Source organism: Microbacterium sp. NPDC078814 (genome assembly GCF_040702645.1).
Classification (GTDB): domain Bacteria; phylum Actinomycetota; class Actinomycetes; order Actinomycetales; family Microbacteriaceae; genus Microbacterium.
On record NZ_JBFBLT010000010.1, the window covers coordinates 21,897 to 47,878 of the forward strand.

23 protein-coding genes, 1 tRNA gene and 3 pseudogenes are annotated in these 25,982 nt (G+C 66.8%); 14 read left to right on the top strand and 13 right to left on the bottom strand.

Annotation, left to right across the window (positions count from 1 at the left end; all coding sequences use genetic code 11):
• Positions 1-33 precede the first annotated feature (33 nt).
• From AB0300_RS16275 to AB0300_RS16305, 7 genes are all read right to left on the bottom strand, one after another.
• Positions 34-1,251, bottom strand: coding sequence for a site-specific integrase (locus AB0300_RS16275; RefSeq protein ID WP_200113635.1), 1,218 nt, complete (start codon positions 1,249-1,251; stop codon positions 34-36).
• Positions 1,238-1,438 (bottom strand): helix-turn-helix domain-containing protein, encoded by a 201-nt coding sequence (locus tag AB0300_RS16280; protein ID WP_054683737.1) that lies wholly within the window; start codon positions 1,436-1,438, stop codon positions 1,238-1,240. Before AB0300_RS16280 ends, AB0300_RS16275 begins: the two co-directional genes overlap by 14 nt.
• Positions 1,435-2,100, bottom strand: coding sequence for a hypothetical protein (locus AB0300_RS16285; protein ID WP_082406265.1), 666 nt, complete (start codon positions 2,098-2,100; stop codon positions 1,435-1,437). Before AB0300_RS16285 ends, AB0300_RS16280 begins: the two co-directional genes overlap by 4 nt.
• Before the next feature lie 108 nt (positions 2,101-2,208).
• Positions 2,209-2,727, bottom strand: coding sequence for a single-stranded DNA-binding protein (locus AB0300_RS16290; protein WP_082406264.1), 519 nt, complete (start codon positions 2,725-2,727; stop codon positions 2,209-2,211).
• Positions 2,728-2,801: 74 nt separating this feature from the next.
• Positions 2,802-4,613: a TraM recognition domain-containing protein gene (locus AB0300_RS16295; protein WP_082406263.1), complete on the bottom strand. Its 1,812-nt coding sequence runs from the start codon at positions 4,611-4,613 to the stop codon at positions 2,802-2,804.
• A 99-nt stretch (positions 4,614-4,712) separates the two neighbouring features.
• A complete protein-coding gene (locus AB0300_RS16300; RefSeq protein WP_156366505.1) occupies positions 4,713-5,252 on the bottom strand; it encodes a hypothetical protein in 540 nt (179 codons plus the stop codon).
• A complete protein-coding gene (locus AB0300_RS16305) occupies positions 5,249-5,710 on the bottom strand; it encodes a hypothetical protein (RefSeq protein ID WP_054683731.1) in 462 nt (153 codons plus the stop codon). Before AB0300_RS16305 ends, AB0300_RS16300 begins: the two co-directional genes overlap by 4 nt.
• Positions 5,711-5,861: 151 nt before the next feature.
• Between AB0300_RS16305 and AB0300_RS16310 the strand changes: the two genes are divergently transcribed.
• Positions 5,862-6,077 (top strand): helix-turn-helix transcriptional regulator, encoded by a 216-nt coding sequence (locus AB0300_RS16310; protein ID WP_366216488.1) that lies wholly within the window; start codon positions 5,862-5,864, stop codon positions 6,075-6,077.
• Positions 6,078-7,112: 1,035 nt separating this feature from the next.
• Positions 7,113-8,984, top strand: a pseudogene (locus AB0300_RS16315) (heavy metal translocating P-type ATPase); the annotation flags it as partial.
• On the opposite strand, the gene AB0300_RS16320 reads toward AB0300_RS16315, so the two are convergent.
• A complete protein-coding gene (locus AB0300_RS16320; RefSeq protein WP_134746365.1) occupies positions 8,980-9,981 on the bottom strand; it encodes an IS481 family transposase in 1,002 nt (333 codons plus the stop codon). The pseudogene AB0300_RS16315 and the gene AB0300_RS16320 overlap by 5 nt on opposite strands.
• Positions 9,982-10,085: 104 nt before the next feature.
• Here AB0300_RS16320 and AB0300_RS16325 point away from each other — a divergent pair.
• The 4 genes and pseudogenes from AB0300_RS16325 to AB0300_RS16340 form a co-directional block, all read left to right on the top strand.
• Positions 10,086-10,367, top strand: a pseudogene (locus AB0300_RS16325) (heavy metal translocating P-type ATPase); the annotation flags it as partial.
• An 8-nt stretch (positions 10,368-10,375) separates the two neighbouring features.
• The gene (locus AB0300_RS16330; protein ID WP_054683621.1) at positions 10,376-10,687 is read left to right on the top strand and encodes a metal-sensitive transcriptional regulator; all 312 of its coding nucleotides are present in this window, start codon (positions 10,376-10,378) and stop codon (positions 10,685-10,687) included.
• 55 nt (positions 10,688-10,742) lie between these two features.
• Positions 10,743-11,276: a carboxymuconolactone decarboxylase family protein gene (locus AB0300_RS16335; protein WP_366216442.1), complete on the top strand. Its 534-nt coding sequence runs from the start codon at positions 10,743-10,745 to the stop codon at positions 11,274-11,276.
• A gap of 6 nt (positions 11,277-11,282) precedes the next feature.
• A tRNA-Cys gene (locus tag AB0300_RS16340) sits at positions 11,283-11,356 on the top strand.
• A 306-nt stretch (positions 11,357-11,662) separates the two neighbouring features.
• Here the strand turns inward: AB0300_RS16340 and AB0300_RS16345 are convergent.
• Complete coding sequence (locus AB0300_RS16345; RefSeq protein WP_366216443.1) at positions 11,663-12,307, bottom strand: DUF4386 domain-containing protein; 645 nt, start codon at positions 12,305-12,307, stop codon at positions 11,663-11,665.
• 99 nt (positions 12,308-12,406) lie between these two features.
• Between AB0300_RS16345 and AB0300_RS16350 the strand changes: the two genes are divergently transcribed.
• The 3 genes from AB0300_RS16350 (at position 12,407) to AB0300_RS16360 (ending at position 15,418) form a co-directional block, all read left to right on the top strand.
• Positions 12,407-13,039 (top strand): TetR/AcrR family transcriptional regulator C-terminal domain-containing protein, encoded by a 633-nt coding sequence (locus tag AB0300_RS16350; protein ID WP_366216444.1) that lies wholly within the window; start codon positions 12,407-12,409, stop codon positions 13,037-13,039.
• A 414-nt stretch (positions 13,040-13,453) separates the two neighbouring features.
• The gene (locus tag AB0300_RS16355; RefSeq protein ID WP_366216445.1) at positions 13,454-14,875 is read left to right on the top strand and encodes a DHA2 family efflux MFS transporter permease subunit; all 1,422 of its coding nucleotides are present in this window, start codon (positions 13,454-13,456) and stop codon (positions 14,873-14,875) included.
• 45 nt (positions 14,876-14,920) lie between these two features.
• A complete protein-coding gene (locus AB0300_RS16360; protein WP_366216446.1) occupies positions 14,921-15,418 on the top strand; it encodes a universal stress protein in 498 nt (165 codons plus the stop codon).
• A gap of 147 nt (positions 15,419-15,565) precedes the next feature.
• Here the strand turns inward: AB0300_RS16360 and AB0300_RS16365 are convergent, their stop codons facing one another.
• From AB0300_RS16365 to AB0300_RS16375, 3 genes are all read right to left on the bottom strand, one after another.
• Positions 15,566-16,189: a CueP family metal-binding protein gene (locus AB0300_RS16365; protein ID WP_366216447.1), complete on the bottom strand. Its 624-nt coding sequence runs from the start codon at positions 16,187-16,189 to the stop codon at positions 15,566-15,568.
• 73 nt (positions 16,190-16,262) lie between these two features.
• Positions 16,263-16,856: a DUF305 domain-containing protein gene (locus AB0300_RS16370; RefSeq protein ID WP_366216448.1), complete on the bottom strand. Its 594-nt coding sequence runs from the start codon at positions 16,854-16,856 to the stop codon at positions 16,263-16,265.
• 111 nt (positions 16,857-16,967) lie between these two features.
• A complete protein-coding gene (locus tag AB0300_RS16375; protein ID WP_366216449.1) occupies positions 16,968-17,426 on the bottom strand; it encodes a DUF6153 family protein in 459 nt (152 codons plus the stop codon).
• A gap of 107 nt (positions 17,427-17,533) precedes the next feature.
• On the opposite strand from AB0300_RS16375, the gene AB0300_RS16380 reads away from it, so the two are divergent.
• Positions 17,534-18,940, top strand: coding sequence for an MFS transporter (locus AB0300_RS16380; protein WP_366216450.1), 1,407 nt, complete (start codon positions 17,534-17,536; stop codon positions 18,938-18,940).
• A gap of 123 nt (positions 18,941-19,063) precedes the next feature.
• Here AB0300_RS16380 and AB0300_RS16385 read toward each other — a convergent pair.
• A pseudogene (locus AB0300_RS16385) lies at positions 19,064-19,372 on the bottom strand (cation-transporting P-type ATPase); the annotation flags it as partial.
• Positions 19,373-19,590: 218 nt separating this feature from the next.
• Between AB0300_RS16385 and AB0300_RS16390 the strand changes: the two are divergent.
• The 4 genes from AB0300_RS16390 to AB0300_RS16405 all read left to right on the top strand — a co-directional run bounded on the left by AB0300_RS16390 (position 19,591) and on the right by AB0300_RS16405 (position 25,616).
• The gene (locus tag AB0300_RS16390) at positions 19,591-20,175 is read left to right on the top strand and encodes a hypothetical protein (protein ID WP_366216451.1); all 585 of its coding nucleotides are present in this window, start codon (positions 19,591-19,593) and stop codon (positions 20,173-20,175) included.
• Between the two features lie 57 nt (positions 20,176-20,232).
• Positions 20,233-23,727 (top strand): MobF family relaxase, encoded by a 3,495-nt coding sequence (gene mobF, locus AB0300_RS16395; RefSeq protein ID WP_366216452.1) that lies wholly within the window; start codon positions 20,233-20,235, stop codon positions 23,725-23,727.
• Between the two features lie 203 nt (positions 23,728-23,930).
• Positions 23,931-24,260, top strand: coding sequence for a sulfate permease (locus tag AB0300_RS16400; RefSeq protein WP_366216453.1), 330 nt, complete (start codon positions 23,931-23,933; stop codon positions 24,258-24,260).
• 330 nt (positions 24,261-24,590) lie between these two features.
• Positions 24,591-25,616: a tyrosine-type recombinase/integrase gene (locus tag AB0300_RS16405; RefSeq protein ID WP_366216454.1), complete on the top strand. Its 1,026-nt coding sequence runs from the start codon at positions 24,591-24,593 to the stop codon at positions 25,614-25,616.
• Positions 25,617-25,982 lie beyond the last annotated feature (366 nt).

The window sequence follows — 25,982 nt, forward strand, 5'->3', positions numbered from 1 at the left end:
CCGGGACCAGAGGGCATGATCCCGTCCCCTTCTTCAGCTGATCGAGGGCGCACGGGAGTCCCGCACCGGATGTTGAACACCCGTGGAACCTTGGCTGCTGAGGAAGGCGTTGGCCTGTGCGGCGGCGTCCGCCAGGTGCCGGGTGTCGGGGTGCAGATACCCTCGCGTGGTTTCCAAAGACTTGTGCCCGAGGATCCCCTGCAGCACATGCAGAGGGATGCCCGCATCGGCGAGCCAGGTTGCTCCGGTGTGCCGCAGGCCGTGCCGAGTGAGGTTCGGCAAACCGAGTTCCGTGACCACCGCATCCCACTTCGTGGCGTCGCGAACGGTAGCGGTCGTGAGGACGCCTCCGCGCGGCCCGGTGAGGAGTCGCTCATCCGGCGCGCGACCAGCGGTAAGACGTCGGAGGACAGGCTCGAGGGGCTGCAGGATCGGGACGTGTCGAATCTCGCGCCCTTTGGTCTGCTTCGTGACCAGCCCACCGGAGCCGGGGAAAGTCTGGCGCCGGATCGTCACGATCCGCTGATCCCAGTCCACGTCGCCGACCTGTAGCCCTGCAACTTCGGATCCTCGGGAAGCAAGGAGAGCGCAGAGCATGACGAAGTCTGAGTAGCTTTGGTGAACCTTGCCGCAGGCATTCGCCAAGGTAGTGAGCGTCGCAAGATCTTTGAGGGCATGTACTCGCGGTGACGTGTCGTTCTCGACGACGGTGAGGGCGGTCTTGCCTAGGCTGCGACGCGAACGCTGGCGGGCGGGGTTGCTCTGGATGACATCGTCGCGGACTGCTTCATCGAGCACGCGCACGAGCGGTGCGATTGTGTTCTTGATCGTCGACGCGGAGCAGCGCGTTTCCCAGTCATCGATCGTGCGATCGATCATGCCTGCCGTAATCTGCGAGATCGGGAGATGGCCCAGGGACGGCAGGACGCGCAAGCGAAGGCCGACTTTGTATCCGTCCACGGTGGAGGTGGGATCCAAGCCCCGCATCCAACGGTCGCCGATAAAGGTGACGTACTCCGACAGCGAGATACGCCGGTCGATTCCGGTCTCTGCCGAGGCCTGCAAGCCTCGGAAGAACTCCTCGGCCGCTTCTTCGTCCGGAACGACGAGTGCACGAACCATCCGCTTCTTCGTCTCGGGGTCTGTCCATCTCGCCCGAGCGCGGATGCCTGATCGTCGGTACTCCAGGTCGGTGGCGACCTTCACCCCGATCGGTGGAATGGGCGGCAGGCCGTTATCAGGGCCGCTCATGGCTCAGCGACTCCAACCAGGCTTCGACTGCGTCGAGCCGATACCGGGTGATGCCTCCCAACTTGAGGAACGGCGGCCCCTTCTCATCTGCCCGCCACCGCGACAGCGTTGACTCCGATACCTTGAGGAGCACGGCCACCTCGTGACTATCGAGGAGCGGCGAGGTCAGGGCTGGCTCGTCGCTCATGGCTGCTCCCGCCACTCGAGGTTCGTGATCTCTCGGATCGTGGCGTTCTGCTCCGCCCGACGTGCAAGTACTTGCTCTTCCACGAACGCGAGGAAGTCCTCGGTGCGGTTCGTGACCGTGCGCTCGGTCGTGTCGGGAGCCTCCCAGTCTTCGGCTTCACCGCCGGGCCACTCGGTGATGCGGGTGGCGCGGTCGCGGTCGAGGCGGGTGCCGGAGATCGTGACCCAGTCGCGGAGGCGCTCGCGCGCGATCGCGAAGTCGTGGTGCCAGGCGAGGGCCTGGTTGCCTTTGGCCTGCGGGTCGAAGCAGAACAGCCAGTGCTGCCTGAGCGCCGACAGCTCCCACAGGAGTTCGGGGTGCCGGTGCCACATCGGCGGCACGACCTGGGCGGGCAGCCCGTAGGTGTGGCGGAGCCAGTCGACCCAGGCGTTCAGCTCGAGGAGCTCATGCTCGACATCGCCGGGCGGCAGCGTGCGCCAGTTGATCGGCCTGGGGACAGCGCCGAGAGTCTTCGCGATGTCGTTCGCGTACGCCTGCCTCGCGACCTCTCGGGCTGTCGCCGCGACATCCGGCGGCAGCCCCTCGTCGGCACCATCAGCCGGGGCGTCGCCCCCAGCAGGCGGGGCGTCGCCCCCGGCAGGCGGGGTGGGGTCGGTATTCATCAGAGGTACTCCAAACGCGTGAACGAGAAAGAAGGGCAGCGCGTGGCGCTGCAATGAGGGGCGGGTGCGGCAGCCGGCCGAGTCGCGGGGCGGGCTGCCGCACCCGGGTCAGCGGGCGACCGCTTCCCGCTGCACGGCCGGGGTCGTGGCGGCCTGGGGCGTGTCGGGGTCGAGCTGCGCTTCGCGTTCGGCGAGCGCCTGCTGCATCTCCCGGGCGGGGGTGTCGTGCTGCGGGCTGTCGCGGTCGGGGCGGCGACGATCGACGGTGTAGTTCGTGGTGTTGTTGTCGTGCCCGATCCGGGACGCGACGTACTGCTCGCGCTCCTGGCCCTCACTGTTGGTGTACTCGCGCTTCTCGGCCACGGCGATGAAGTTGTCGCCCTTGCGGAACTTCTCGTACGCGCGTTCGGCGGACTTGCGGTACATCACCAGATCACCGAAGTCGGGCTCGAGCTCGGTGAACGAGCCGTCCTCCTCGCGTCGGGACTGCGGCTCACCGATCCGGGCATAGAACCGCGCATCGCCTTTGCTCGTGAACGTCAGCTCCGGGTCGGAAGCGATGAACCCCCACAGCGGCTTCTTCTGCCGCTGCTGCTCCTCGGCTTGATCCTGCGGTTCGTCGGCCATCAGCTTCACTCCTTGCCTCGCGCCCCGCAGCCGTGGTGCGGGGTCACCAGGCAGGTACGACCCCCACCAGAGACTTACGCCTCCTCGTCACCGTCAGCACCGTCCGTGGCCTCCGGGCTGGGGGTGGAACCGTGCTGGAGGGTCTGCTCGATCTCGGCGCGGTCGGTGCGGAGCTGTTTCGCACCGGGGCGGGCCGTCCAGGGGCGCAGCCGGGTGATGATCGGGCGTGCGGTGCGGAGCATCACGACCCCGGTGCCGAACGGCAGGGTTCGCAGGATGTCGGGCGGGAGGATCGGCACCCTGCGGATGGATCGCTGGTTGGAGTGCGCGCCGTAGGCGTCGGTCGTGATCGCGTCGGTGGTCTCGTCCCGTTCCCCGATCAACGTGGAGAGGTCTTGCAGGTCGCGGGAGTTGGAGGCGCCGCCGAGGATGATCTTCACGATCGCCGCATCCCAGATCGCCGACGCCTGGTTCTCACCCCACTTCTCCCGCGCCTGCGCGAGCGACTGCAGCACCGGCACCGGAGTGATCCCGGTACCCCCGCCTTCGGCCATCAGCGTCGGCAGCGACGGCAAGGGGCTCAAGTTTCCGATCTCGTCCAGCATGAGCAGCAGGGGCGGGTCGAGGCGCGCCCCGGGTGAGCGGGCCGCGATCTTCCTCGCAGTCTCGACGAGGTCTTCGATGAACGCGGCCACGAGCGCCGCCGACGCCCCCGCCCCCGCCCCGGTCGCAAGCAAGTAGAGGGTGCCGTTGCCGGTGAGGAACTCTTCGGGGTCGAACTCCTCCCCACCCGCCGGGGTGACCGCGTCCAGTACGCGCGGGTCGGCGAGCGCGGCGAACGCGAGGGACACGCCCTGCCAAATCGAGTCGCGGGTGCGGGGGTCGGCTTGCACCATCGCGTCCAGCGAGTCGGCCCACCCGTCGGCCGCTGCGGGGTGGGAGGAGAGGATCCTGACCGCGTCGGCGGCGAGCGTGGGGTTCAGCGCCCACTGGTACAGGGTGCGCGCGTCCCGGCCGTCGAGGGCGGCGGCGTGGAGGAGGCACTGGATCGCGGCGGTCGTTTTCCCTTCCCAGAAGCCCGCGTCCTGCACGCCGCCGAACCCGGTCGCTGTGGCGAGGCCTTTCGCGCGGATCATCGCCGTGAGCGGATCCTGACAGCCGCGCACCGGCGACCACCGCATCCCCGCCGGAAGCCCCGGCGCGAGCTGTTGCGGATCGAACACCGCGACCTTCCCTTTCCGGGCACGGGCCTGCATCGTCGCGGTGAGATTGTCCGGCCGCGTCGACGTCGTGATCACCGCGCCCGGGGCGTCGAGGATCGCGTTCACGGCAACGAAGAACCCTTTACCCGCACGCGGCGGCCCGATGAGGAGGATCGAGTCCTCCACGGTCGCCCACACCTGCCCGCCCTTGCCGTGCCCGAGGAAATACCCGACCTGCTCCGGCGTCACCGTCCCGTTCAGTGACGGGCGCAGCGTCGACGCCTTCCGCAGCAGCGCTTTCCGGGAGGCGACCTTCACGACCTCGGCCGCGGTCGCCGTTCCCGCGAGCCGGTGCGGATCTACCGTCGACCTTGCGCGGAGGATCGCCCGCACCACGAGCAGGATCGCCCCGGCCAGGGTGAGGAGGAAGGCGGCGACGACCGCCCAGTACAGGATCGGGTTCAGCCCGTCCGCGCCGAGCGCCGCACCCGGGTCGAGCGGGGTGGCGAGCACGCCGAGTCCGGAGGTGAACCCGCCCGACGGCTCGGGGAGGCCGGTGAGGAACGCGGCCACGGTGCCTGCGAGGCGGAGCAGCCCGGTGAACGCGGCGGCAGCGACGAGGGCGCCGAGTGCGAGATTGATGAAGACGTCGTTGGCAGGCCTCGCCTGCACCGGCCCAGACATACGGCACCTGCCTCCCGACCCCAGGGGTTGAACGGTGGGTGGGGTCAGGAGGCAGGTGCGGCGGCAGACAGCGGGGTCTGGTCGAAGCGGGTTGCTGGGTTAGTCGATGCGTTGCACGGAGGCGGTGCCGGAGATCCGGCCGAACAGCAGCACCTCCCCGGCAGGCTTCGGCGCCTCGCCCCGATCCAGGAGCGCCCGCACACCTCCGGTGTGGTCGGCGGAGGCGTGCCGCAGGATCACCGCGACCGCGACATCCTCCCCGGCGATGAACCCGTCCGCAGTGAACTCCACCAAGCTCGACAGTGGCATCCCCTGCGACGGACTCTCGGGTGGGGCGAACGGGGAAGGCGGTGCGGGCGGGGTGAGGACATCGGCCTGGATGCTGCCATCGAGCTCTCGCACCTCCACCCGCGTCGGGGACGCGAGCCTGGCGACGAGCTCGGTGACGGTCTGCGCGATCGCGTCCCGGCGGATCGGGGTCGCGGCGAGCTTGTCGCCGTTGACCGTCACGATCAGCGTGTCCGCGCTCACCGCCTCGAGCAGAATCTGCGGCAACACCGCAGGCACCACCACTGTCCGTGGCGTGTCGGCTGGGGTGGTCGGCTGGGGCTGCGTACGGCGGCGACGTGGAAGGCTCATGCCATGAAGGTGCGACCCGCGCCCGGCCGTCCCGGCTCTGGCCGCTCGGTCACTTCGACGATGAGGGTCGCTTCGCGTTCGGCGAGCTCGGAGATCGCGCCGGCCCAGCCTTCCGCGATCACGATCAGGCGCTCGTAGCCGGCCGACGCGATCTCGCCCTCGGCGAACGTCACCCACGGATACCGGCCGCGAGGCTCGGCAAGGCAGGCTTCGGACTCCCACGTCCAGGAGGTGGGGACGCGCTCATCATCAGACCAGTCGGTGCCGGTGTACTGCTCGGTGATCGCCAGCCGGGGCGAGGAGCCGGCCATCGGGGTGAACACGTAGTGCCCGGCCCCGAACGTGACCGGATCCGCATCCGCCAAGAACACGTGCTTCCCGAACCTGCGGCCAATCTCCCGCAGCCCGTCATCGAGAGCCATCATGTTCCGCACCAGCTCCTCCCGAGAGAGACTCATGACGCCCCTCCCGCCTCGCTGGGATTGGCGTGTTTCCGCGGATTTTTGGCTGTCTCTATAGCCGCATCTTCTTGACCGAGGTTCATGTCTCTCAGGTGCGCTCCGCCCGCCCGCTGTAACGGACTTACCGCTTGTCGAGAATCCTGACGGGCTGTGGACGGGCACCCCGACCACGATCCGGCTGGACGATCTCGACGTCATCTGCCATGTCCTCGGTTGCGAGCCGACTGATCTTCTCGTGCCCGAGCCCGAGAAGGTCCGACCCCGCAAGCCCGGCGCCCGTCGGCGGGTAGAAGCGAGTGGGAGCACGAATATGGTCGCGCCCCGGTTCGGCCCGAAGAACGATCGGCCGGCGCCACCGCTATGAGTCCGGCACGCGGCCCGAACGGACCCTTGAGTCCGCCGCTGCCCTGGACTGCGTGCGGGGTGAAGCCGGCCGCGTGGCTCACGCCCCGAATCGACTTCTGCTACGACTGCATCCCCGGCGGCCCGTTCGCACCGCCGGCGTGCAGCAAGTGCGGATCGGCCGAGTATTACAGCCAAGGGCTCTGCGCCCACTGTCACCCCGGCAGCCCCGGCTTCATCGGCTCCTGCCGCGACTGCCTCGCCTGGGGCGTCTACCGGCAACGCAACTGGCGGTGCTGGAAGTGCCGCTGGTGGTTCACGCACTACCCGCAGGGCGAGTGTGTCTCCTGCCACCGCGAGGTCACCATCGGTGAGCAGGGCTACTGCCGCCTCTGCCTGGAAACCGCCCGCTACCACCAGACGCCCGGCGAACCGCTCGACCTCGACGCGGCCCGCAAGTACGGCCAGCAGCTCTTCCTCGCCTCGATGAACGACTCCCGCCGGCCCGCAGAACTCCGCCTGCCGATGGCGATGAGCATCCGCGAAGCGCTCAAAGTCATCAACACGCCGCCGCCGGTTCCCGCCAGCTACCAGCCGGTGCTGTTTCCTATCGACCCCGACCCCGAACGCCTCCGTCAGCGCTCCAATGAGATCAGGCTGCGCGACATCACCAGCCGCACCGACCACTTCCTCTACGCCCGCGCCCGCGAGTACGCATGGAGCAAGCGACAGACCAACCAGGTCAGGCGCACCCTGAAGGTCCTGCAGTTGGTGTTCCCCGGCGCGAATCTGCGCTTTCGCGCCTCTGACATCCTCGCGATGCGCAGCTACGACGGCGGAAGCAACATGCGCTCCACCATCGAAGTCCTCGAAGACGCGGGGCTGCTCATCGACGATCGGGGGCCCTCGTTCACCACGCTCTTCGAACGCAAGACTCACGCCCTTCCTGAGCCGATGCGATCCCAGCTCGAGCTCTGGCGCGACATCATGGTCGACGGTTCCAAGACCCCGCCGCGCCGTCAGCCCCGCGACACGATGACCGTCAAAGGCCAGATGTATGGCATTCTTCCCGCGATCACTCGCTGGGTCGAAGACGAGCGCACCAGCCTCGCAGGGATCAGCACCGAAGACATCGTCGCCGCCCTCCCTGACGACCCCTCGCGCCGTCACACGTGGGCATGGTGGGCATGGTGGGCATGGTGGGCATGGTGGGCATGGTGGGCATGGCGACCATGTCGGGCAGTTCCGCCGCCTGTTCTGGATCAACCTCCTGATCGCTGTCCCCGTGGTGGCGTTCTCTCCCATGTTCGCAATGCTGCTCGGCTACGAAGTGCCCGAGTGGGCAATGTGGATCGCGCCAGTGCTCGGCACTGTCATGTACGGCTGGGGTGGCTGGCCGTTCCTCACGGGGGCGTGGAGTGAACTGAGGTCCCGCAAGCCTGGGATGATGCTGCTGATCGCCCTGGCGATCACCGTAGCGTTCTTCGCATCCTGGGGAGCGACCCTGGGCCTCGTGCACCACGAGCTCGAGTTCTGGTGGGAACTCGCGCTGCTGGTTGTTATCATGCTGCTTGGCCATTGGATCGAGATGCGATCTCTCGCGCAGACCACATCCGCGCTTGATTCGCTGGCCGCGCTGCTGCCCGATGAAGCGGAGCGCGTGGACGGCGATCAGGTCTTCACCGTCGATCCAACTGACCTGCGCGTGGGCGACATCGTCATCGTCCGTCCCGGCGGGAGCGTTCCGGCGGATGGTCGCATCGTCGACGGTCGGGCGGCAATGGACGAATCCATGATCACAGGAGAATCGCGCACCGTGACGCGAGGCGTAGGTGAGGCGGTGATCGCCGGCACGGTCGCTACGGACTCCGGTGTGCGTGTGGAGATAACGGCCACCGGCGACGACACCGCTCTCGCCGGGATCAATCGTCTGGTCGCCGAGGCGCAGAACTCGTCCTCGCGCGCTCAGCGCGTCGCCGACCGCGCCGCCGCACTGCTGTTCTGGTTCGCGCTCGGCGCCGCAGTGGTAACCGCGATCGCATGGACGCTCACGGGCGACCCGGACTCCGCAGTGGTGCGCAGCATCACGGTGCTCGTGATCGCCTGCCCGCATGCGCTCGGCCTCGCGATCCCGCTCGTCGTGTCGATCGCAACCGAGCGCGCCGCGCGCGGCGGGGTGCTTATCAAGGATCGCCTGGCGCTGGAATCCATGCGCCAGGTCGACGCGGTACTCTTCGACAAGACCGGCACCCTCACCAAGGGGGAGCCCACGGTCACCGCGGTCGCGCCGGCAGGGGATCTCGACGCCGACCAGGTGCTTGCGCTTGCCGCCGCGGCCGAGGCCGATAGCGAGCATCCGCTCGCGAGAGCGATCGTCGCCTCGGCGAAAGATCGCGGACTCACCCTCGAGTCCGCGAGCGGGTTCTCGTCGTCGCCGGCGGTCGGTGTCACCGCCACCGTCGGCGGACGCGTGATCCGGGTCGGCGGACCGCGACTGCTCGAGGAGACCGGCCAGCCGGAAGTCGGCGATGCTGACGCATGGCGGGAAGAGGGCGCGATCATCCTGCACGTGATCCGCGACGGTCAGGTGGTCGGCGGGCTCCGACTCGCAGACGAGATCCGGCCGGAATCCCGCGACGCCGTCGACGCGCTGCACAGGCTCGGTGTCGAGGTCGTCATGATCACCGGCGACGCCGAAGCAGTGGCAGGTGAAGTCGGCCGCGAGCTCGGCATCGACCGCGTGATCGCCGGCGTGCGCCCCGAGGACAAGGCTGGCAAGGTTGCCGCTCTGCAGCACGAGGGCAAGAAGGTCGCGATGGTCGGCGACGGCGTCAACGATGCCCCTGCGCTCGCGCAGGCCGACGTCGGCATCGCGATCGGAGCTGGCACGGACGTGGCGATCGCCTCAGCCGGCGTCATCCTCGCTAGCTGTACTGCCCAGCCAGGTTGTTTGAGATCCGGCTGATGGGCGGGAGCTTCCCGATCGCGGTGTGGGGCCTGTGGTGATTGTAGAAGTGCAGCCAGGCCGGCAGGGCTGCTCGGCGGGCTGATTCGCTGTTGTAGTGCTTCACGTAGGCCCAACCGTCGGCCATGGTGCGATGGAATCGCTCGATCTTCCCGTTCGTCTGGGGGCGGTAAGGACGGGTCCGCTTGGGCGTGATGCCGAGCTCGGCGCAGGCGTGCCGCCAGGCGTGGGAGCGGTAGGCGGAGCCGTTGTCGGAAAGGACTCGCTCGACGCGGACTCCGCGGTCGGCGAACCAGGACACTGCCCGCTGCAGGACGCCAATCGCGGTCTCGGCGCGTTCATCGTCGTGGATCTCGGCGTAAGCGACGCGGGAGTGGTCGTCGATGACGGTGTGGACGTAGGCGGTGCCGGTGACCATGTCGCCGGCGATGCCGCGCTTCCCGGTGCGCTTGGCTGTGACGGCTCGGTTGCGGTCGCCCTGGAACCGTCCGACGTAGCGCCAGCCGCCGCCGTCGGGGATGTTGCCGAGCTTCTTCACGTCGACATGGATCAGAGCCCCCGGAGCCTCGTGCTCGTAGCGACGAGCGGGCTCACCGGTCTTCACGTCGATATGCGAGAGCCGGTTCAACCGGCAACGTTTCAGTACGGCATGAACGGTCGAGGACGCCATCTCCAACCGACCCGCGAGCTCAACTGGGCCGAGGCGCTTGCGGATCCGCAGATGCACGATCTTCTTCACCAGCCGCTGCGGAGTCCGGTTCGGATGAGTGTGCGGCCGGGACGATCGGTCGGCCATGCCCTCCTCGCCGAGCTCAAGGTAGCGCAGCGCCCACTTCTTCGCGGTTGGCCAGGACACCCGGAAGTAGTCCGCTGCTGCCGCGATCGTCCAGTCCTCGTCGATGACCTTCTGGGCGAGACGGAGCCTTTGGCGCGGGGTCAGCGCCGCGTTAGCGTGAGACACGAGAACCTCCCTGGTTCAGAGCGGATGCGGTAGCAGCTTCACTCTGCCGGGAGGTTCTCGTCACATCAGGGAAGCCAGATCAAACAACGTCCCTGGGCAGTACAGCTAGCTCCGATCCCCGCTCCGTGCTCTCCGTGATCGAGCTCTCCCGCGCTGCGTACCGCAAGATGAAGCAGAACCTCTGGTGGGCAGCCGGCTATAACCTCATCTCGGTGCCGCTAGCGGCCGGTATCCTGGCACCGGTCGGCTTCGTACTCCCGATGTCCGTCGGCGCGATCCTAATGTCGCTGTCGACCGTCGTGGTCGCGCTGAACGCGCAGTTGCTGCGCAGCATCGACCTCACACCCTCAGCCAGTACCCGTTCTGTTCTGGAACGCCAACAGTAAGGATTCCCATGACATCGGAGAATGACGTCGCCGCCGGTCATCACGGCTACATCGACGACAAGACTCAGTACTTGCAGCGCATGAAGCGCATCGAAGGGCAAGCACGCGGGATAGCGAAGATGATCGACGAGGAGAAGTACTGCATCGACATCCTCACCCAAGTGAGTGCGCTCACTCGCGCCCTCCAAGGCGTCGCCACCGGGCTGCTCGACGATCACCTCAAACACTGCGTGCTCGACGCCGCGAAGCTCAGCGACGATGCAGGCAAAGCGAAGATCCAGGAAGCCACGGACGCGATCAACCGCCTGGTGCGCTCCTGAGACGCAATCCTCCTCCTGCTGCCGTCGCTCGCAACGTTCCACCCGCCTCGATCCGATGAAGGAGAGCATCATGCCGCGATTCTCCCAACTCACCCCGGCCTCTGCTGTGGGGGCCTCCCGTGATCTCCTGGGCGAGCTCGTCGAGCGACATGGCACCGTCGGTGACATGGTGGCGACCATGGCTCACTCGCCCGCCGTGCTCGGCGGCTACCTGCAGTTGAGCAAGGCGATGCGCAGGGCGAAGCTCGACCGCAAGGTCAGCGAGCTCGTCTCGATCGCCGTGCAGACCCAACAGGGCTGCGGTATGTGCCTGCGTTCTCATATCGACGCCGCCCGCTCCCTGGGGCTTTCGGAGAACGAGATCTCCCGGGCGCAGCAAAGCACCTCGCACGATCCCTCCATCGCAGCCATGATCCAATTGGGCACACGGGTTTACCGGGAGCCCGCGTCCATCACCGACGCGCAGGTGGAGGAACTGCGCGGCTTCGGGTACAGCGACCGAGAGATCGCCGACGTCGTCGGCGTGGTGGCACTGAACGTCCTCACCGGAGCCTTCAACCTTGTCGCCGGACTCACCCCCGGCGACTGAACTCCTGGTGCCTTGGCCGAGAGGATAGGCAGCGGCCTGCAAAGCCGTTCACACGGGTTCGAATCCCGTAGGCACCTCCACTAGGCCCAAAGCCTCGGTCGGTACCTGCGCGTATCACAGTCGCTTGTCCGCACGGGGGTCGACTAATGAGGTAGTCGGCACGCACCAAGCATGCCGGATCGATAACACCGAGCGGGAACCCGACGGGGCACTTGGTTCGTGAACGGGACCGGCCGAGGGCAAAGGCAGTTTTAGCAGTTGCAAAAATCGGCTCAATCCGCGACCGACAGCGATCGTTCAGGGCGCCGACCATCGCCGGCGCTCTGTTGGCGGGGGCTAGGTGGAGGCGCGAAGTCGCGCTCTCCGGTTGATGAGCGGTGGATTCTTCACGCGGCCGGGATGGCGTCCGGGATTGCTGCCGCGCTCGGGTCGGTGCGTGGCCGGAGCCCAACAATGATCAGGTGGAACGCGAACCAGAGCTCGAAGGCGAAGACGGGTACGGCGCACGCGCCCGCGACCGCGCCGTTCAGGGGCACGAGCCCGAACAGCTGCGCCGCGTTGCTGCCCAGTACCAAGACGCCGCCCATCAGGCCCAGGACGGCGAGAGCACGGGGAACGAGGCCCGACTCCAGGAGCAACCACCCCAGGACGATCGTGTTGACGCTGATCACCAGACCCTGGCCGACGAGGAACGCGGCGGTGTGCAGCGCCTCAAGCGATTCACCCGCCACCGTACCCGCGGCATCGGTCCACAGGAGCGCGAGCATCGGGAGTGTTCCGGCGGCGATAACGGCAGCCTCGAGCGTACGTAGGAACGCGAACGTGAGTGCTCGCACCTCGCCGGCCGGGCGCAGCAGGGGGAGGAGCAGCAGGCCCGTGAGCAGGCAGCCGAGCGCGAGGATGAACTCGAGCGCCACCCCCAACGGCACGGCCGAAGCTGCGTACGCGGCCACGGCAGTCACAGAGGTCACGTGCGTGACGAGGTAGACGATGCCTGCGCTGCGCGCGTAGATGCGGTTCTGCTGACTCATGCAAGACCTCTCGTGGTGTACGGCGTATACCCGTAGTGGCCAGTTTAGGTATACGCTGTATATATGTCAAGCGTCAGACCTCCTCTCGACCGCGACTCCGTGCTGAATGCCGCCATCGCGCTGGCAGATGAGGTCGGCGTGGACGGTCTGAGCATGCGGCGTCTGGGGCAAGCCCTCGGCGTGACGCCGATGGCGCTTTATAAGCACGTGGCGAATCGCGAGGAACTGATCGACGCGATGGTCGAGCGGGTCGTCGCGGGGTTCGACGTCCCGATCCAGGATGACGACTGGCGGCACGAGCTCCGAGCACGCATCCTCGCGGCGCGAGCAGCGACGACGCGCCACGGGTGGGTGCGCCCGGCGATTGAGACTCGGAGGATGGCGGGCGATGCCGTGCTCTCTCATATGGATGCGCTGATGGACGCCATGTTTCGCGGGGGCCTCTCCGCGGACCTCGTGCACCACGCTATGCATGCGCTCAGCACGCGTATGTGGGGCTTCACTCGGGATGTCATGCCCACGCCCTCACTGCCCGCCGATGCCTCGACGCGGTCAGCGGCCCTCGTGGCGTACGCCGATGCGTACCCGGCCATCGTCCGCATGGCCTCCACAGCGTCACATGCGGGGGCAGACTGCGACGAGGAGGCCGAGTTCATATTTGCGCTCGACATCCTTCTCGAAGGATTTGAACGGCTTCACCACGCAGGATGGCGTTCAGAATCCAACGCGTGACATGCAACGGGTGGGCCGTTGACTGAGGCGGCGAGGGCAGCCGAGACTAGCCGTCGAATGCGAACCGTGGCGGACGGCTGCGAGCGCATGACCGCCGCGACCTCCCCGGCGCGACGCATCGCGTCAATCAAGTTGCCTCACTAACCTTGTTTGCCGCCCCAGCAACGTCGCTGCAAGCTGTCGCTCCGCGGCGTGGGCAGGCCGCGCCTGTATCGCCGCCGCTCATGACGGAGAACTGAGCGCTGCAAACGTGCGGGGGACCGGTCGGACTCGGGTAATCCCGGGGAGTGGACCTCGCGCAGGTTCGGGCAACTGAGCGCACCGGCATCGCCGTGTTGTTACCGTACCCCCCTAGGGTATATATTTGAAGGCGTCATACGACCTTTTGCCGCCCAACTCGAATGGAGCCCAAATATGTCCTCGTCCCCTCCAACAAGCAGCGCCCGGTGGTGGGGCCTCTTCCTCATCGCGCTGGCCCAGTTCATGGTCATCATGGACGCCTCGATCATCGGAGTCGCCCTGCCCCGTATGCAAGTCGATCTCGGCTTCACCCCGCACGATCTCTCCTGGGTGTTCAACGCCTACGTGATCGCGCTCGGCGGACTCCTGCTCCTCGGCGGGCGCCTCTCCGATCTGTTCGGGCCGCGCAGGATGTTCGCGACCGGCTGGGTGATCCTCGCGATCGGGTCTCTCGTTGCAGGTCTCGCGGGTAACGTGCCGGTCGAGCTGCTCGGCCGGGTGCTCCAAGGGGCGGGGTCTGCGCTCATCGCGCCGGCCGCGCTGACGCTGTTGATGATGCTGTTCGGTGCAAACCCAAAGGAGCTCACGAAGGCGATGGCATTCTACGGGGCGGCCGCTCCTGCCGGCGGCACCGCCGGTGTCTTCCTCGGCGGTGTGATCACAGAGTTCGCCTCCTGGCCGTGGGTGTTCCTCATTAATGTGCCTATCGCGGTGCTCGTGCTGCTGGTCATGTGGAAGGCGCTGCCTGGCGGTAAGCTCGGCGCGCGCGGGTCGGTTGACGTAATCGGTGCGCTCACGGTAACTGTGGGCCTCGCGGCGCTGGTCTACGGAATCGTGCGCGCTGAAGTCGCCGGGTGGGCATCGCCAGAGACGTGGATCGCGATCGGACTCGGCGTCATCCTCCTCGTGTTGTTCGTCATCATCCAGCGCGTCAAGCGCGAGCCTCTGATGCGGCTGTCGATCTTCCGTTCTCCCAATCTGGGCGCCGCAAACCTTGCGCAGGTGCTGCTCGGCGGGGCGTGGGTGCCCATGTGGTTCTTCTTGAACCTGTACCTGCAGCAGGTTCTCGGCTTCTCCGCGTTCCCGGCAGGAGCAGCTCTTCTTCCGATGACGATTTTGATCATGCTCGGCATGATCGTGCTCGCTCCTCGGATCATCGCGGCAGTCGGACCGAAGGTCCCCATCGTGCTCGGCCTCGTCATCCTCGCGGTGGGCCTCGGGTGGATGGCTTTCATTCGACCCGACGGCAATTACTGGGTCGACGCATTCGGACCCTCGCTCATCGTGGCCTTCGGGCAAGCACTTGCCTTCATCCCCTCGCTGCAAGTTGCCATCTCTGCAGCCCCGCCCGAGGAAGGCGGTCTCGCCTCGGGCATCGTGAATACCAGCTACCAGGTCGGGTCCGCGATCGGTCTCGCCGTCGTGTCTGCCGTCGCTGCAGGCTTCGGCGCGGGACAGCTCGGTGACACCGAAGCGCTCACTCAGGGGTACTCGGCGGCGTTCATTGCGGCCGGGATCATTGCCCTCGCCGGTGCGATCCTCGTCCCGATGTTCTTCCGCACCAAGCGACCTACTCGCGCACTGCCAGTCTCATAACTCTGCATCGCGTCACATCTAACTACTGAACGAAAGAAGAGCACCATGTCTGTACCGAGATTGCTGATCGCCTACGATGGCTCACCCAACGCGAAGTACGCCATCGAATCCGCCTCCTCTCTTTTCCCGGGCACGGAAGCCGTCGTGTTCTACGCACGGCAGCCCATGGAAGGATTCGCCGCGCACCTCCAGGGCCACCCGGCACTGGAGAAGCTCGACGCACTCGACAGGGCCGCACTCGACGCCTCCGAAAAGATCGCCGCCGAAGGGGCGGAACTGGCTCAGTCGAAGGGGCTCAAGGCCGAGTCGCTCGTATCCTCAACGGTTGCTACCGCCTCCGAAGCGATCCTCGATGCCGCCGATCGGCTGAACGTCGAGCTCATCGTGATCGGCTCTCGAGGGCTACGCGGTCTCAAGGCCACTGTGCTTGGGAGCACCTCAGCGAACGTGCTCCATCACGCCACGCTTCCGACTCTCGTAATTCCGTCGGATTCTGTGGCCCAGGCACGCTACGCACAACGGGCTGCAGCCCGTCCAAGCTGAGCTCGTCAGCGGTTGCCGGGCACGATACTCAACGTCAACCGATTCGATGCCACCGCCTCGGTCGGCCTTCCCTGTCGCTCGCGGCATGGAATGGTCGACCGAGGCATCGTTTTATGCGTGCGAAATAGCAGCATTGATGCTGTGCGATCAGGTCAGTTGCACCGCGGTGATACAGGTCGGGTCGTCTTCGTTCATCGTAGAGATGGTCGTGGTTCCCACCTGCCCTTCGTGTTCGATACTGAGAGTTGCTTTGATGCCGCGAGGCACCCAGATGCCGATGAAGCCGTTGTCGTAGGTCTGCCGTACCTCGTCGAGGAGCACGTCGCCCCCATCGCCGGTGAGGGTGACCTGGACCTCGGTGTTGGCGAGTTCGCCGAGGCAGGTGGTCAGGCTGTGGAAGTAGCAGTCATGGGTCTGTTCCCGGTAGGGAGCGACCGAGATGTACACCTCGTCTTCGGGCATCGGCAGCTGTGTCTCGCGCTCCTGGTCGTCGGTGAGCACGAGCGCATACGGCTGTACAGATGCGATCAGATCGGCGGGTCGGTCAGCGACGGGCATCGTGTCGAGCCGTTCGATGACCTGCGCGGCGTCGAGGCCCTCCAGGTCGTGGTCCGCCAGGAAGTCGGTGTCGACGGCCCGACTGTTGGTCGAGGGCGACGCGGGTTCGGGCGAGGACGCGGTGGCACATCCGGCGAGCACAAGGGTGGCGGCAAGCATCGCGGTGGTGACAACGATCAGTTTCCGCCACCGGGGCGTGGTGGGATGGGGCATGGTGTGATCCTTCAAGAGTGTCGGATGGGTCGGTGCCGGGCGATCTCGCCGCGGCACCGACCCTGATGGTCGATCAGAGGGTGGCCAGGAGGTCCTGCATCTGCTGGATCTCGGTGGTCTGCGCGTCGATGATGGTCTGCGCGAGCTCGACGGCATCGGGGTTACTGCCGTCATCGACCTGCGTCTGGGCCATCTCGACCGCTCCCTCGTGATGGACGATCATCTGCTCCAGGAACAGTCGCGAGGCCTCGGGTCCGTCGGCCGATTCGAGGGCGGCCATGTCGTCCTCAGTCATCATGCCGTCGCTGTGGTCCATCCCGTCCATCTGCTGTTCCTCGGGGTCGACGCCCCAGTCGTCCAGCCACCCCTGGAGCTGTTCGATCTCGGGCCCCTGGGCGGCCTTGATCGCTTCGGCCAGTTCGACCACCTCGGGGTTGACATCCTGCTTGGCGAGGACGATGTCGCTCATCTCGATGGCCTGCTCGTGGTGGACGATCATCATCGAGGCGAACATCACGTCCGCGTCGTTGGCGTCGGCTGCCTGCTCGGACGAGCCGTGGTCCATGCCCGGCATCGAGTCCTCGTCGTCGCTTCCGGCCGAGCATCCGGCCAGGACCAGCGCGGCGGTGAGGGCGAGTGCGGCGGTCGCCGCGGTGCGAAACTTCATGAGTGTTATCCAATATCAACAGTCGCTTCAGTGGCGCGGCACCCGGGCGGGCACCGCGTGAATGAGAGAGGGGAACCGTCGGCGCTGGTGTGCGCCGGGTTCACCGCTCCATCACGTGCGACTGATACAGAGAACGTGCAGCGACGGCGCCCGAGGCAACAGCCGGTCGATGAAACGCGCCACGAGGGGCGGCCGGGGTGCGGTGTGCATCCATCCAGGCAGAAGCCGAGGCGGCACCAGGATGAGAAGGACGAGCAGTAATGCGAGCACGCATGCCATCGCCATGCCCAGATGGTCGCCACCCCCGCAGTCCGCACACGTACCACCGACATCACTGGCAGTGCCGCTGGACTCATGGGCGCCCGCCGTGCCGTGATGAGCGCCCACGGCGTCGCTGGCGGAGACCGAGATCGCCGCGGGCGCGTGGGCGACCGCGGTGCCGTGCAGGTTCAGCGTGTGCATGGCCAGCAGGCCGAGGACAACCGCTGCCACCAGCAGCCCTCCGAGCACGACGCGCCGGAGGAGGCCCTGAAGGCCCTTCCTGGATCGCGTTGCCGCCGTCACCGCCATACTCCGGAGTTTACCGGCCCCCGATGTGCATCCGCCGACGGCGGGAGTGATCGGCACGGCCGAGGCCGACTGGCTCCGTATCCCGCCGAGCAGCTCCGTGCTCCGCCATGCGCAGACTGACGGGAATACCCCTAGGGGGTATATGGTTGATGGTGGAGAGTTTCCACGAAGGTCAGGAGAACCCCATGCGTTTGTTCGAGATCCGCGACTTCCGTCACTTGTTCAGCGCGCAGATCATCGCCCTGTTCGGGACGGGGTTGGCGACCGTCGCCCTCGGTCTGCTCGCTTACGAGCTCGCCGGCCCGAGCGCGGGGGCGGTGCTTGCGACGGCGCTGACGATCAAGATGGTCATGTACGTCTTGATCGCGCCTCTGGCGGCGGCCTATGCCGACCGGCTCCCGAGGCGGATGTTCCTGACCCTGCTCGACGTGGTGCGCGCAGCCGTGGTGCTCGCTCTGCCGTTCGTCACGGAGATCTGGCAGATCTACGTTCTCATCGGGGTGCTGCAGGCGGCTTCTGCGGCGTTCACGCCGACGTTCCAGGCGGTCATCCCCGATATCGTGGCCGAGGAGTCCGATTACACGCGGGCGCTGTCCGCGTCGCAGGTGGCCTACACGATGGAGAGCCTGCTCAGTCCGGTGCTCGCGGCGGTCGCTCTGACGTTCATGACGTTCAACTGGTTGTTCGTCGGCACCTCGGTGGGTTTCGTAATTTCGGCCGTCCTGGTGCTCTCGACTCGCATCCCCAATGCGGCGCCGAGTGGGCACGCGGGTGCGTGGAACCGGGTCACCTCGGGCGTGAAGGTCTTCTTCAGCACTCCGCGTCTGCGCGGCGTCATGGCACTGAATCTGGTGGTTGCCGCAGCCGGATCGATCGTGGTGGTCAATACGGTCAACTACGTCCGCGATCAACTGGGCGGCACGCAGGCCGACGTGGCATGGATGCTCGCAGCCTCCGGCGGTGGCACACTGCTGGTCGCTCTGTTCCTGCCACGCGTGCTCGATCGGGTCGCCGAGCGGGTCGTGATGATGACGGGTGCCGCGGTCCTGCTTGTCGGCGTGCTGGCGGCCGTCGCGATGACCGCCAGCCAGGCGGTTTCCTGGATGATCACGGCACCGATCTGGGTGGTCATCGGCGGCGGGATGGCCTTGATCGTCACGCCCACCGGACGTGTCATTCGAGGTTCGGTCGCGAAGCGCGAGCTCCCGGCGGCTTTCGCGGCGCAGTTCTCGCTGTCTCACTTGGCCTGGCTCGTCACCTACCCGATCGCGGGATGGGTCGGCACCGCGTCCGGATTCACCCTCGCCTGGTCGATCCTCGCAGCGCTCGCCGTCGCTGGGGCCATCGCGGCGCCGATCCTGTGGCACCGCGAGAAGAAGACCGAGGCCATTGATGTTGCTAGCGACGCGGAACGGGAGACTGGTGACCACGTGCCTCGTGAGCTAGGTGAGGAGACAGAAGCCGCCGAGGGCACGCTTGCGGCCTCCCAGTGCGCCTGCGTGCGCCTGGCATGAACACAAAGATGGGGCGGGTGCATTGTTCCGTACGTCGCATGGTGAGCGCACCCCAAAACCGCGCTCAGAATCGTTCGGCAGTCGCGGTGGCGGATAGCGAGGTAGGTGCTGCACCGAGAATTGTCGTGTGGCGTGTGCGGCACGGAGACCGTTACCGAACACGATGACTTCGGTAATCTCGCGGACGAAGACGACGGCGGCACGCCCAGTATGCCGGTGATCTCAAACGGGAGCAGCGCGAGAATGATCGCGAACGAGAGGACGATGTTCTGGTTGATGATCGCCGTCCGCGCTTGGCATGTTGCAGGGCTTGCGAGATGAGGCGCAGGTCATGGCCGGTGAAGGCGACATTAGCGGACGCAGCCTGTGCGCTCACGAGGTACCACCTTGAATTGGCAACGCGGCCCGGCTTCTGGCTGGGGCCGACATACCCGGCCTCACGGGTGACATCCCTTCAGAGCTTCGGTGAGTGGGGAGCAGCGGAGCCGGCCACGAGGCGTTCGGAGACCCGACGGGGCGGCTCGCTGGGTGCGACTGGTCTACGTGGTGGCTCTGCCGGAGCAGACGAAGCTGTGCAGATCCACCTGCGGGGACGGGGAATCGAGAAGGATCCGTGACCTGCAGCTGTCGCGGCGCAGCAGGACTTTCAGATGATAGAGGTGCTGGACACGCGCCGCGTGGTTGAGCATGCGCGCACCTTCCGGATGAGGCGGCCGTTCCGTTGGCCCCGCTTCGGGAAGGAGCCGGTGATGTCCACATCAACTGAGCTTGCCGACATTGCGCGCGCGATTGCTGAACAGGCTGAAAAGCTCGATCGTGCGAGGGGCGTGTTGCGTGAGCATCCCGAGCAGGTTGCCGATGTCGTGGATCTCCTCATCAACATGTTGGTGCCGCTAGCTCGGGTGATGGATGCTGCTGGCGCCGCGTTCCAAGAGCACGGCGGGACCGCGGTCACAACCTTCGGCGATCAGGCGCGCGGCTCGGCGCGAGCGAGGTTCGCTGGCGGTCTGTTGGCCGCGGCTTCGACTCAGATGCTGACTTTACGGAGCACGCTGATGGCGGTCGACGCCGAGTCGTCGTCTTTGGTGTGGCCAGTGCATGATCCGCTCGCCGAGGAAGAACTCCGCAACTTTCGACGCTTCCTCGAACGGAGGGAACGCCAACTTGATCCAGATGCAAAGTCGCGGCCGATCGTCACCGAATCACCGAAGCACAGCCCCGTCGAGCGATCCTGACCTCGCCTACAAGGGCTGACATGCGGGGCGGTTAGCGTGACGGTTTCGATCAGGGTGATGACGGCCGGCGACGGGTACCGGTACCTGCTGAACTCTGTCGTGATCGGTGACGGCGACCGGGATGCGGCGTCGGCGTTGACGAGGTACTACCTCCAGGCGGGCACCCCGCCGGGTTCCTGGCTCGGGGCCGGCCTGCCCAGTCTCACCGGGAACATCGCCGCGGGCGCTCAAGTGAGCGAGAAGCAGCTGCGACGGCTCATGGGACACGGGCAGGATCCCAACACGGGTGAGCCGTTGGGTCGCCCGTATCGGAAGTTCGCCACCGCTACCGAACGTGCAGAACGCCGCATCGCGCTGCTCCCGGACTCACTGCCGCCGGGTGAACGTGCGGTGCAGCGAGCGCTGATCGAGGCAGAGGAGGCGCAGAAGCCGACGAACGCTCCGGTGGCGGGGTTCGATCTGACGTTCTCGGTGCCGAAATCGGTCTCGACGCTGTGGGCCGTCGCCGACGGTGGCACGCAGGCACTGATCGCGCAGGCCCATCACGCCGCGATCGAGGACGTGATCATGGTGCTCGAGCGGGATGTCGCGATGACGCGGGCGGGTGCGAAAGGGCCGCGCGGCGCGGTCGCGCAGGTCAAGGTGCGGGGTGTGATCGCGACCGCCTACGATCACTACGATTCACGGGCGTCCGACCCGCAGCTCCACACCCACGTCGTGGTCGCGAATCGTGTCCAGGCCGTCCAGGATGGGAAGTGGCGCACCCTCGATTCCCGTGCTCTGCATGCCGCGGTGACCGGGCTCTCGGAGCACTACAACGCTGTGCTCTCTGACCATCTCACCCGGATCCTCGGCGTCGGCTGGGAGGCCCGCGACCGCGGCGCGGGCCGGTCGACGGCGTGGGAGATCGCTGGGGTGCCGCAGGCGCTCATGGATGAGTTCTCATCCCGGACAAGGGATATCGAGCGGGTCAAGGATCGCCTCGTCGCCGAGTACGTCGAGAAGCACGGCAGGCAGCCGTCGGGGAAGCTGCTGTGGCAGTTCCGGCAGCAGGCCACCCTCGAGACCCGGCCCCCGAAACAGCACTACTCGCTGAGCGGCCTCACGACCGGGTGGCGGGAGCGGGCCACCCGACTGCTGGGCGAGGACGCTCCGACTTGGGCGACCGCGCTCCTTGCTGAGGCGGTTGGGGAGCCGTTGCTGCGCGCCGACGATATCCCGCTCGACGTGCTCGATCAGGTCGCCGCGGTGGTGGTGGAGCAGGTGGGTGATCGGTCGGCGACGTGGAAGCGGTGGAACCTGCACGCAGAAGCGGTACGGCAGACGATGGGACTCCGTTTCGCCCACACCGCCGACCGCGACCAGATCCTCCAGCGCATCGTCGACGCCGCCGAGCACGCCTCGCTCCGCCTCACCCCGCCCGAGCTCGCCTCAAGCCCGCCGGTGTTCCGTCGCCTGGATGGGACGAGTGTGTTTCGTCCGAAGGGTGGGATCGTGTTCTCCTCGGAGCAGGTGCTCGCCGCCGAAGACCGCCTCCTCACCGCCTCCCGCGCGAGGACGGCGCCGACCGTGCCGCTGGCGTGGGTGGAGGACGCGGCGCGGGAGCGGAACCGGGACGGGCACACCCTGTCTGCGGATCAGGAGCAGGCGATCGCGAAGATCGGGGTCTCCGGCCGCGCCCTCGACGTGCTCGTCGGGCCTGCGGGAACGGGGAAGACGACGACGATGCGAGCGCTCCGGCGCGCATGGGAGCGCCGGTACGGGGCAGGATCGGTGATCGGCCTCGCACCGTCGGCGGGTGCCGCGGACGTCCTCGCCGACGACTTGGAGATCGGTACGGAGAACACGGCGAAATGGTTGCACGAGCACCGCCGCGGAACCTGGAACCTCACGGCCGGGCAGCTCGTGATCATCGACGAGGCGTCGCTCGCGGGCACGTTCGCGCTCGACGCGATCACCACCCACGCCCAGAGCGTCGGGGCGAAGGTGCTGCTCGTAGGAGATTGGGCGCAACTGGCCGCGGTGGACGCGGGCGGGGCGTTTGGGATGCTCGTCCGCGACCGCGGCGACGCCCCCGAGCTGGTGGATGTGCGCCGCTTCCGCAACGACTGGGAGAAGCACGCCTCCCTGCAGCTGCGGGTTGGGGACACCGACGTCATCGACACCTACCTCGGGCACGGCCGGGTGGTGCCGGGTGGGCATGACGAGATCCTCGAAGCCGCCTACCAAGCGTGGCGGGCAGATCAAGAGGCCGGGAAGACGACGGTGCTGATCGCTGAAACCCTCGACACGGTCTCCGAGCTCAACACCCGCGCCCGCACCGACCGCATCCTCGCCGGCCATGTTGCGCTCGACGGGGTGCGCCTCCACGACGGCAACGAAGCCTCCCGCGGCGACCTCATCATCACGCGCCGGAACGATCGCCGCCTCACCTTGGGGCGGGGGTGGGTGAAGAACGGTGACCGGTGGGAAGTCGCCCGCGCGAACGAAGACGGATCCTTGACGGTGCGGAGGGCGAAATCTCGGTGGCGCACCACGATCACGCTGCCCGCCGCCTACGTCGCCGAGCACGTCGAGCTCGGGTACGCCGTCACCGCGCACCGCGCCCAGGGCTCCACCGTCGACACCGCGCACGCGATCGTCCACTCACCCGAGGTCACGAGGGAGTCGCTGTATGTCGCGATGACGCGGGGTCGCGAATCCAACAGTGTCTATGTCGCGACCGATCAGCATCACCTCGAAGAGCACCAGCACCGCCAGGATCTGCAGCACACCGCCCGCAGTATCCTCTACGGCATCCTCCAGCACCCCGGCGCCGAGCTCTCCGCCCACGACACCATCACCGTCGAACAAGACATGTGGGGGTCGCTCGAGCAGCTCGCCGCCGAATACGACACCATCGCCCAGGCCGCCGGGCAACAACGGTGGATCCGGCTCCTCGAAACCGGCGGCCTCAGCCCGGAGGCGATCGATGAGCTCGTGGAGACGGACGCGTTCGGGATCCTCACGACCGAGCTGCGCAGGCTCGAAGCCGACGGCCATCACATCGACGACCTCCTGCCGCGCATCATCCACGCCGGGGGCCTCGAAGATGTGCAGGATCTCGGATCGCTGCTGCGCTACCGACTTCACCGCATCACCACCACCTACCCGCCCTCAACCCGCCGCGCGACCGGACGCATCGCCGGCCTCGTGCCCCGCGCCACCGGAATCACCGGCCCCGACATGCGCCAGGCGCTTCAGGAGCGGGAGGAGCTCATGGAGCAGCGCCTCGACGCCCTCACACAGCAGTACCTCACCCTGCCGCCCTCCTGGGCGGCAGGGCTGGACGGGCTCACGCCGGAGGCCCGGGCGGTGGTGGTGCGGGCGGTCGCCGCGTACCGGGATCGGTGGGGCATCACCGCGTCGAGCCCGCTCGGAACGATCCCGCTCGACGACGCGCAACGCCTCGATTACGAACGCACCCGCGCCACCCTCACCCACGCCACCGAGACGATCGAGCCCGCGGCCCCGGGCGAGCAGCCCCGACGCGACGGCCGCACACTCGCATAGCCCAGGCGCCCGGCGCCGCGCTGCCGCAGGATGAGGCTCTTCCGCCCGGCGTGCGACGAGCGTAGACTGAGAAGTGGCAGGACAAACCACGCGCCGAGCCCATCCGCTGGATGGGTGAAGCAGACCGCCCCCTCTGCGGGGCACTCACCACACAGGGCCAGCCGCACCGAAGCGCATACCCTCCGTGTGATTGTGAGGCCATCATGAACCTGATCCAGTACCTCTGGAACGCCAGCATCCGCACCCGCATCTTCCTGCGCCGCCGGATGCCGACGAACATCCTCCTCGACAAGATCCGCACCCGCAAGGGCCTCAAATGGGGCGTCCCCGCAATGCTCCTCGGCGGCGTCTACCTCTTCGCCGCCGCGATGTGCATCACGCTCATCGACCGCGGCTGGCACCCGGCGCTCTACCTGCTGTTCTTCCTGCTGGTCTGGAACGGACTGAAGTTCTTCGGGATCGGCCCCGTCAGCCTCTACCTCCTCGCACGGGCACGCCTACGGGAACGCCGCACGCCGGTATTCTCGGGCTGATCGGAGACGCGGCGATGGGCCGGCCTTCGTCAGACTTGAAGGATGCAGCCTTCGCAAATTGATAACACCAACAGCACCACTTCGCCGCTCCAGGAAGCTCTGAGCGTGGAGGTAGCGATTCGTGGCTAGACCTCGCACCCCGATCGGCACCTTCGGGGTCATCGCAACCTCCCGCACCGCTCAAAGCGGTACGTCGCCCGCACGAGATACCGCGACTGGGACGGCAAGAGCCGCCACGTCCAAGTCACCGCGGACACCCGCGCGGCAGCCGAACGCGCCCTGAAGAAAAAGCTCGCCGAGCGAGACCTCTTCCAACCAGGCTTCTCCGGCATGACCGCAGACAGCCCGTTCCCCGCGCTCGTCTCCTATTGGCTGGAAGACATGGAACTCGAAGATCGACTCTCCCGAACAACGAGGCTCCTGTATGAGCGGAACATGCAGACCCTCGTCCTCCCGTTCTTCAAAGACGTCACGCTCCGGGAAATCGGTGTCGCACGCTGTGACTACTTCCTCAAGCAGCTCGCGAAGCAGAGCTATAACCGTGCCCGACAAGCGCGTGTCGTCCTGCGCCTCGCCCTCGCTCTCGCGGTCAGGCATGAGATCCTGCCGCGCAATCCGATGGATCACGTCTCGCGCCTCCGCCGTCCAGCGCGAACCCCGGACGTTTACTCGTGGGAAGAGATCGCAGCAATCCGATCCGGTATCAGGACGTGGGAGCAGCGGGAGGTCACGGCCGGCCCTCGTCCCGATGGGCAACTCGGTCAGATCGTGGAGGTGCTCCTCGGCACTTCCGCCCGTATCGGCGAGGTACTCGCGATCCGTCTCGGGGATCTCGATCTCGGCGCGCCGATCCCTGCAGCGCGGATCTGCGGCACGATCATCAGCAGGAAGGGGGAGTCCACTCATCGGCAGGACCACCCGAAGACAGCCCGCTCGGTGCGTCGAGTCGCCCTTCCGAGCTTCGCGCTCCGCGCAGTCCAGGCAAGGCTGGAACGGATCCGGTTCACCCACCCGGACGCACTCCTGTTCTCAACCCGCATCGGTACCCCGCACACGACGAACAACGTCCGAAGACAGCTTCGCGATGTCATGGAACGCGCGGGCATCCCCGACGTTACGCCACACCGGTTCCGCCGCACCGCAGCCACTGCCATCAACGAGATCGGGGGTCTCCAACTCGCGTCCGAACTGCTCGGTCACAGCGATCCCGCGATCACTCGAGAGCACTACATCCGCCGCAACGAGACCGTGAACCCAGAGACGGCCTCGCTCTTGGACCAGGCATTCGGTACGGAACCAGTACCTCCAGCGTCGATCACCGATAAGCAAGAGGGCTCAGAATCGCCCGCGGCGTAAGGATCTCATCAGAGGCTTCTCCCGCAGTGAGCGCTTATCGGCCATGGGTCACCGCATGTCTTCGAAAGGGTCGACTATTGACTGCACTCCATGCTCGGGGCAAACGAATGCGATCCGCGTCCCCAGGCTTTCGGTGCCAGCATGCGGGTCAGGGGCGCAGTCAGCTCCGCACTCTCCGCAGGTCCGGTACCCCTCGTCGCGAGGTACTCGAATCTCCAGGCCGTTGGGTCCCGGTATCCGGTCAAACTCCATGCGCCGACCATACCCCGGGACGTCCGGCGCTTCTCAAGTATGAGGGGTATCGAACCGAGCTGGTGTTGGAGAGAATCCGGGTGGTCTCCGCTTGTTCGAGCTGGGAATAGACAA

Coding starts and splice junctions, on each gene's coding strand:
- AB0300_RS16275 (WP_200113635.1), bottom strand. CDS start 1,251: ATGAGCGGCCCTGATAACGGCCTGCCGCCCATTCCACCGATCGGGGTG.
- AB0300_RS16280 (WP_054683737.1), bottom strand. CDS start 1,438: ATGAGCGACGAGCCAGCCCTGACCTCGCCGCTCCTCGATAGTCACGAG.
- AB0300_RS16285 (WP_082406265.1), bottom strand. CDS start 2,100: ATGAATACCGACCCCACCCCGCCTGCCGGGGGCGACGCCCCGCCTGCT.
- AB0300_RS16290 (WP_082406264.1), bottom strand. CDS start 2,727: ATGGCCGACGAACCGCAGGATCAAGCCGAGGAGCAGCAGCGGCAGAAG.
- AB0300_RS16295 (WP_082406263.1), bottom strand. CDS start 4,613: ATGTCTGGGCCGGTGCAGGCGAGGCCTGCCAACGACGTCTTCATCAAT.
- AB0300_RS16300 (WP_156366505.1), bottom strand. CDS start 5,252: ATGAGCCTTCCACGTCGCCGCCGTACGCAGCCCCAGCCGACCACCCCA.
- AB0300_RS16305 (WP_054683731.1), bottom strand. CDS start 5,710: ATGAGTCTCTCTCGGGAGGAGCTGGTGCGGAACATGATGGCTCTCGAT.
- AB0300_RS16330 (WP_054683621.1), top strand. CDS start 10,376: ATGACATCGGAGAATGACGTCGCCGCCGGTCATCACGGCTACATCGAC.
- AB0300_RS16335 (WP_366216442.1), top strand. CDS start 10,743: ATGAAGGAGAGCATCATGCCGCGATTCTCCCAACTCACCCCGGCCTCT.
- AB0300_RS16345 (WP_366216443.1), bottom strand. CDS start 12,307: ATGAGTCAGCAGAACCGCATCTACGCGCGCAGCGCAGGCATCGTCTAC.
- AB0300_RS16355 (WP_366216445.1), top strand. CDS start 13,454: ATGTCCTCGTCCCCTCCAACAAGCAGCGCCCGGTGGTGGGGCCTCTTC.
- AB0300_RS16360 (WP_366216446.1), top strand. CDS start 14,921: ATGTCTGTACCGAGATTGCTGATCGCCTACGATGGCTCACCCAACGCG.
- AB0300_RS16365 (WP_366216447.1), bottom strand. CDS start 16,189: ATGCCCCATCCCACCACGCCCCGGTGGCGGAAACTGATCGTTGTCACC.
- AB0300_RS16370 (WP_366216448.1), bottom strand. CDS start 16,856: ATGAAGTTTCGCACCGCGGCGACCGCCGCACTCGCCCTCACCGCCGCG.
- AB0300_RS16375 (WP_366216449.1), bottom strand. CDS start 17,426: ATGGCGGTGACGGCGGCAACGCGATCCAGGAAGGGCCTTCAGGGCCTC.
- AB0300_RS16380 (WP_366216450.1), top strand. CDS start 17,534: ATGCGCAGACTGACGGGAATACCCCTAGGGGGTATATGGTTGATGGTG.
- AB0300_RS16390 (WP_366216451.1), top strand. CDS start 19,591: ATGATAGAGGTGCTGGACACGCGCCGCGTGGTTGAGCATGCGCGCACC.
- mobF (WP_366216452.1), top strand. CDS start 20,233: ATGACGGCCGGCGACGGGTACCGGTACCTGCTGAACTCTGTCGTGATC.
- AB0300_RS16400 (WP_366216453.1), top strand. CDS start 23,931: ATGAACCTGATCCAGTACCTCTGGAACGCCAGCATCCGCACCCGCATC.
- AB0300_RS16405 (WP_366216454.1), top strand. CDS start 24,591: ATGACCGCAGACAGCCCGTTCCCCGCGCTCGTCTCCTATTGGCTGGAA.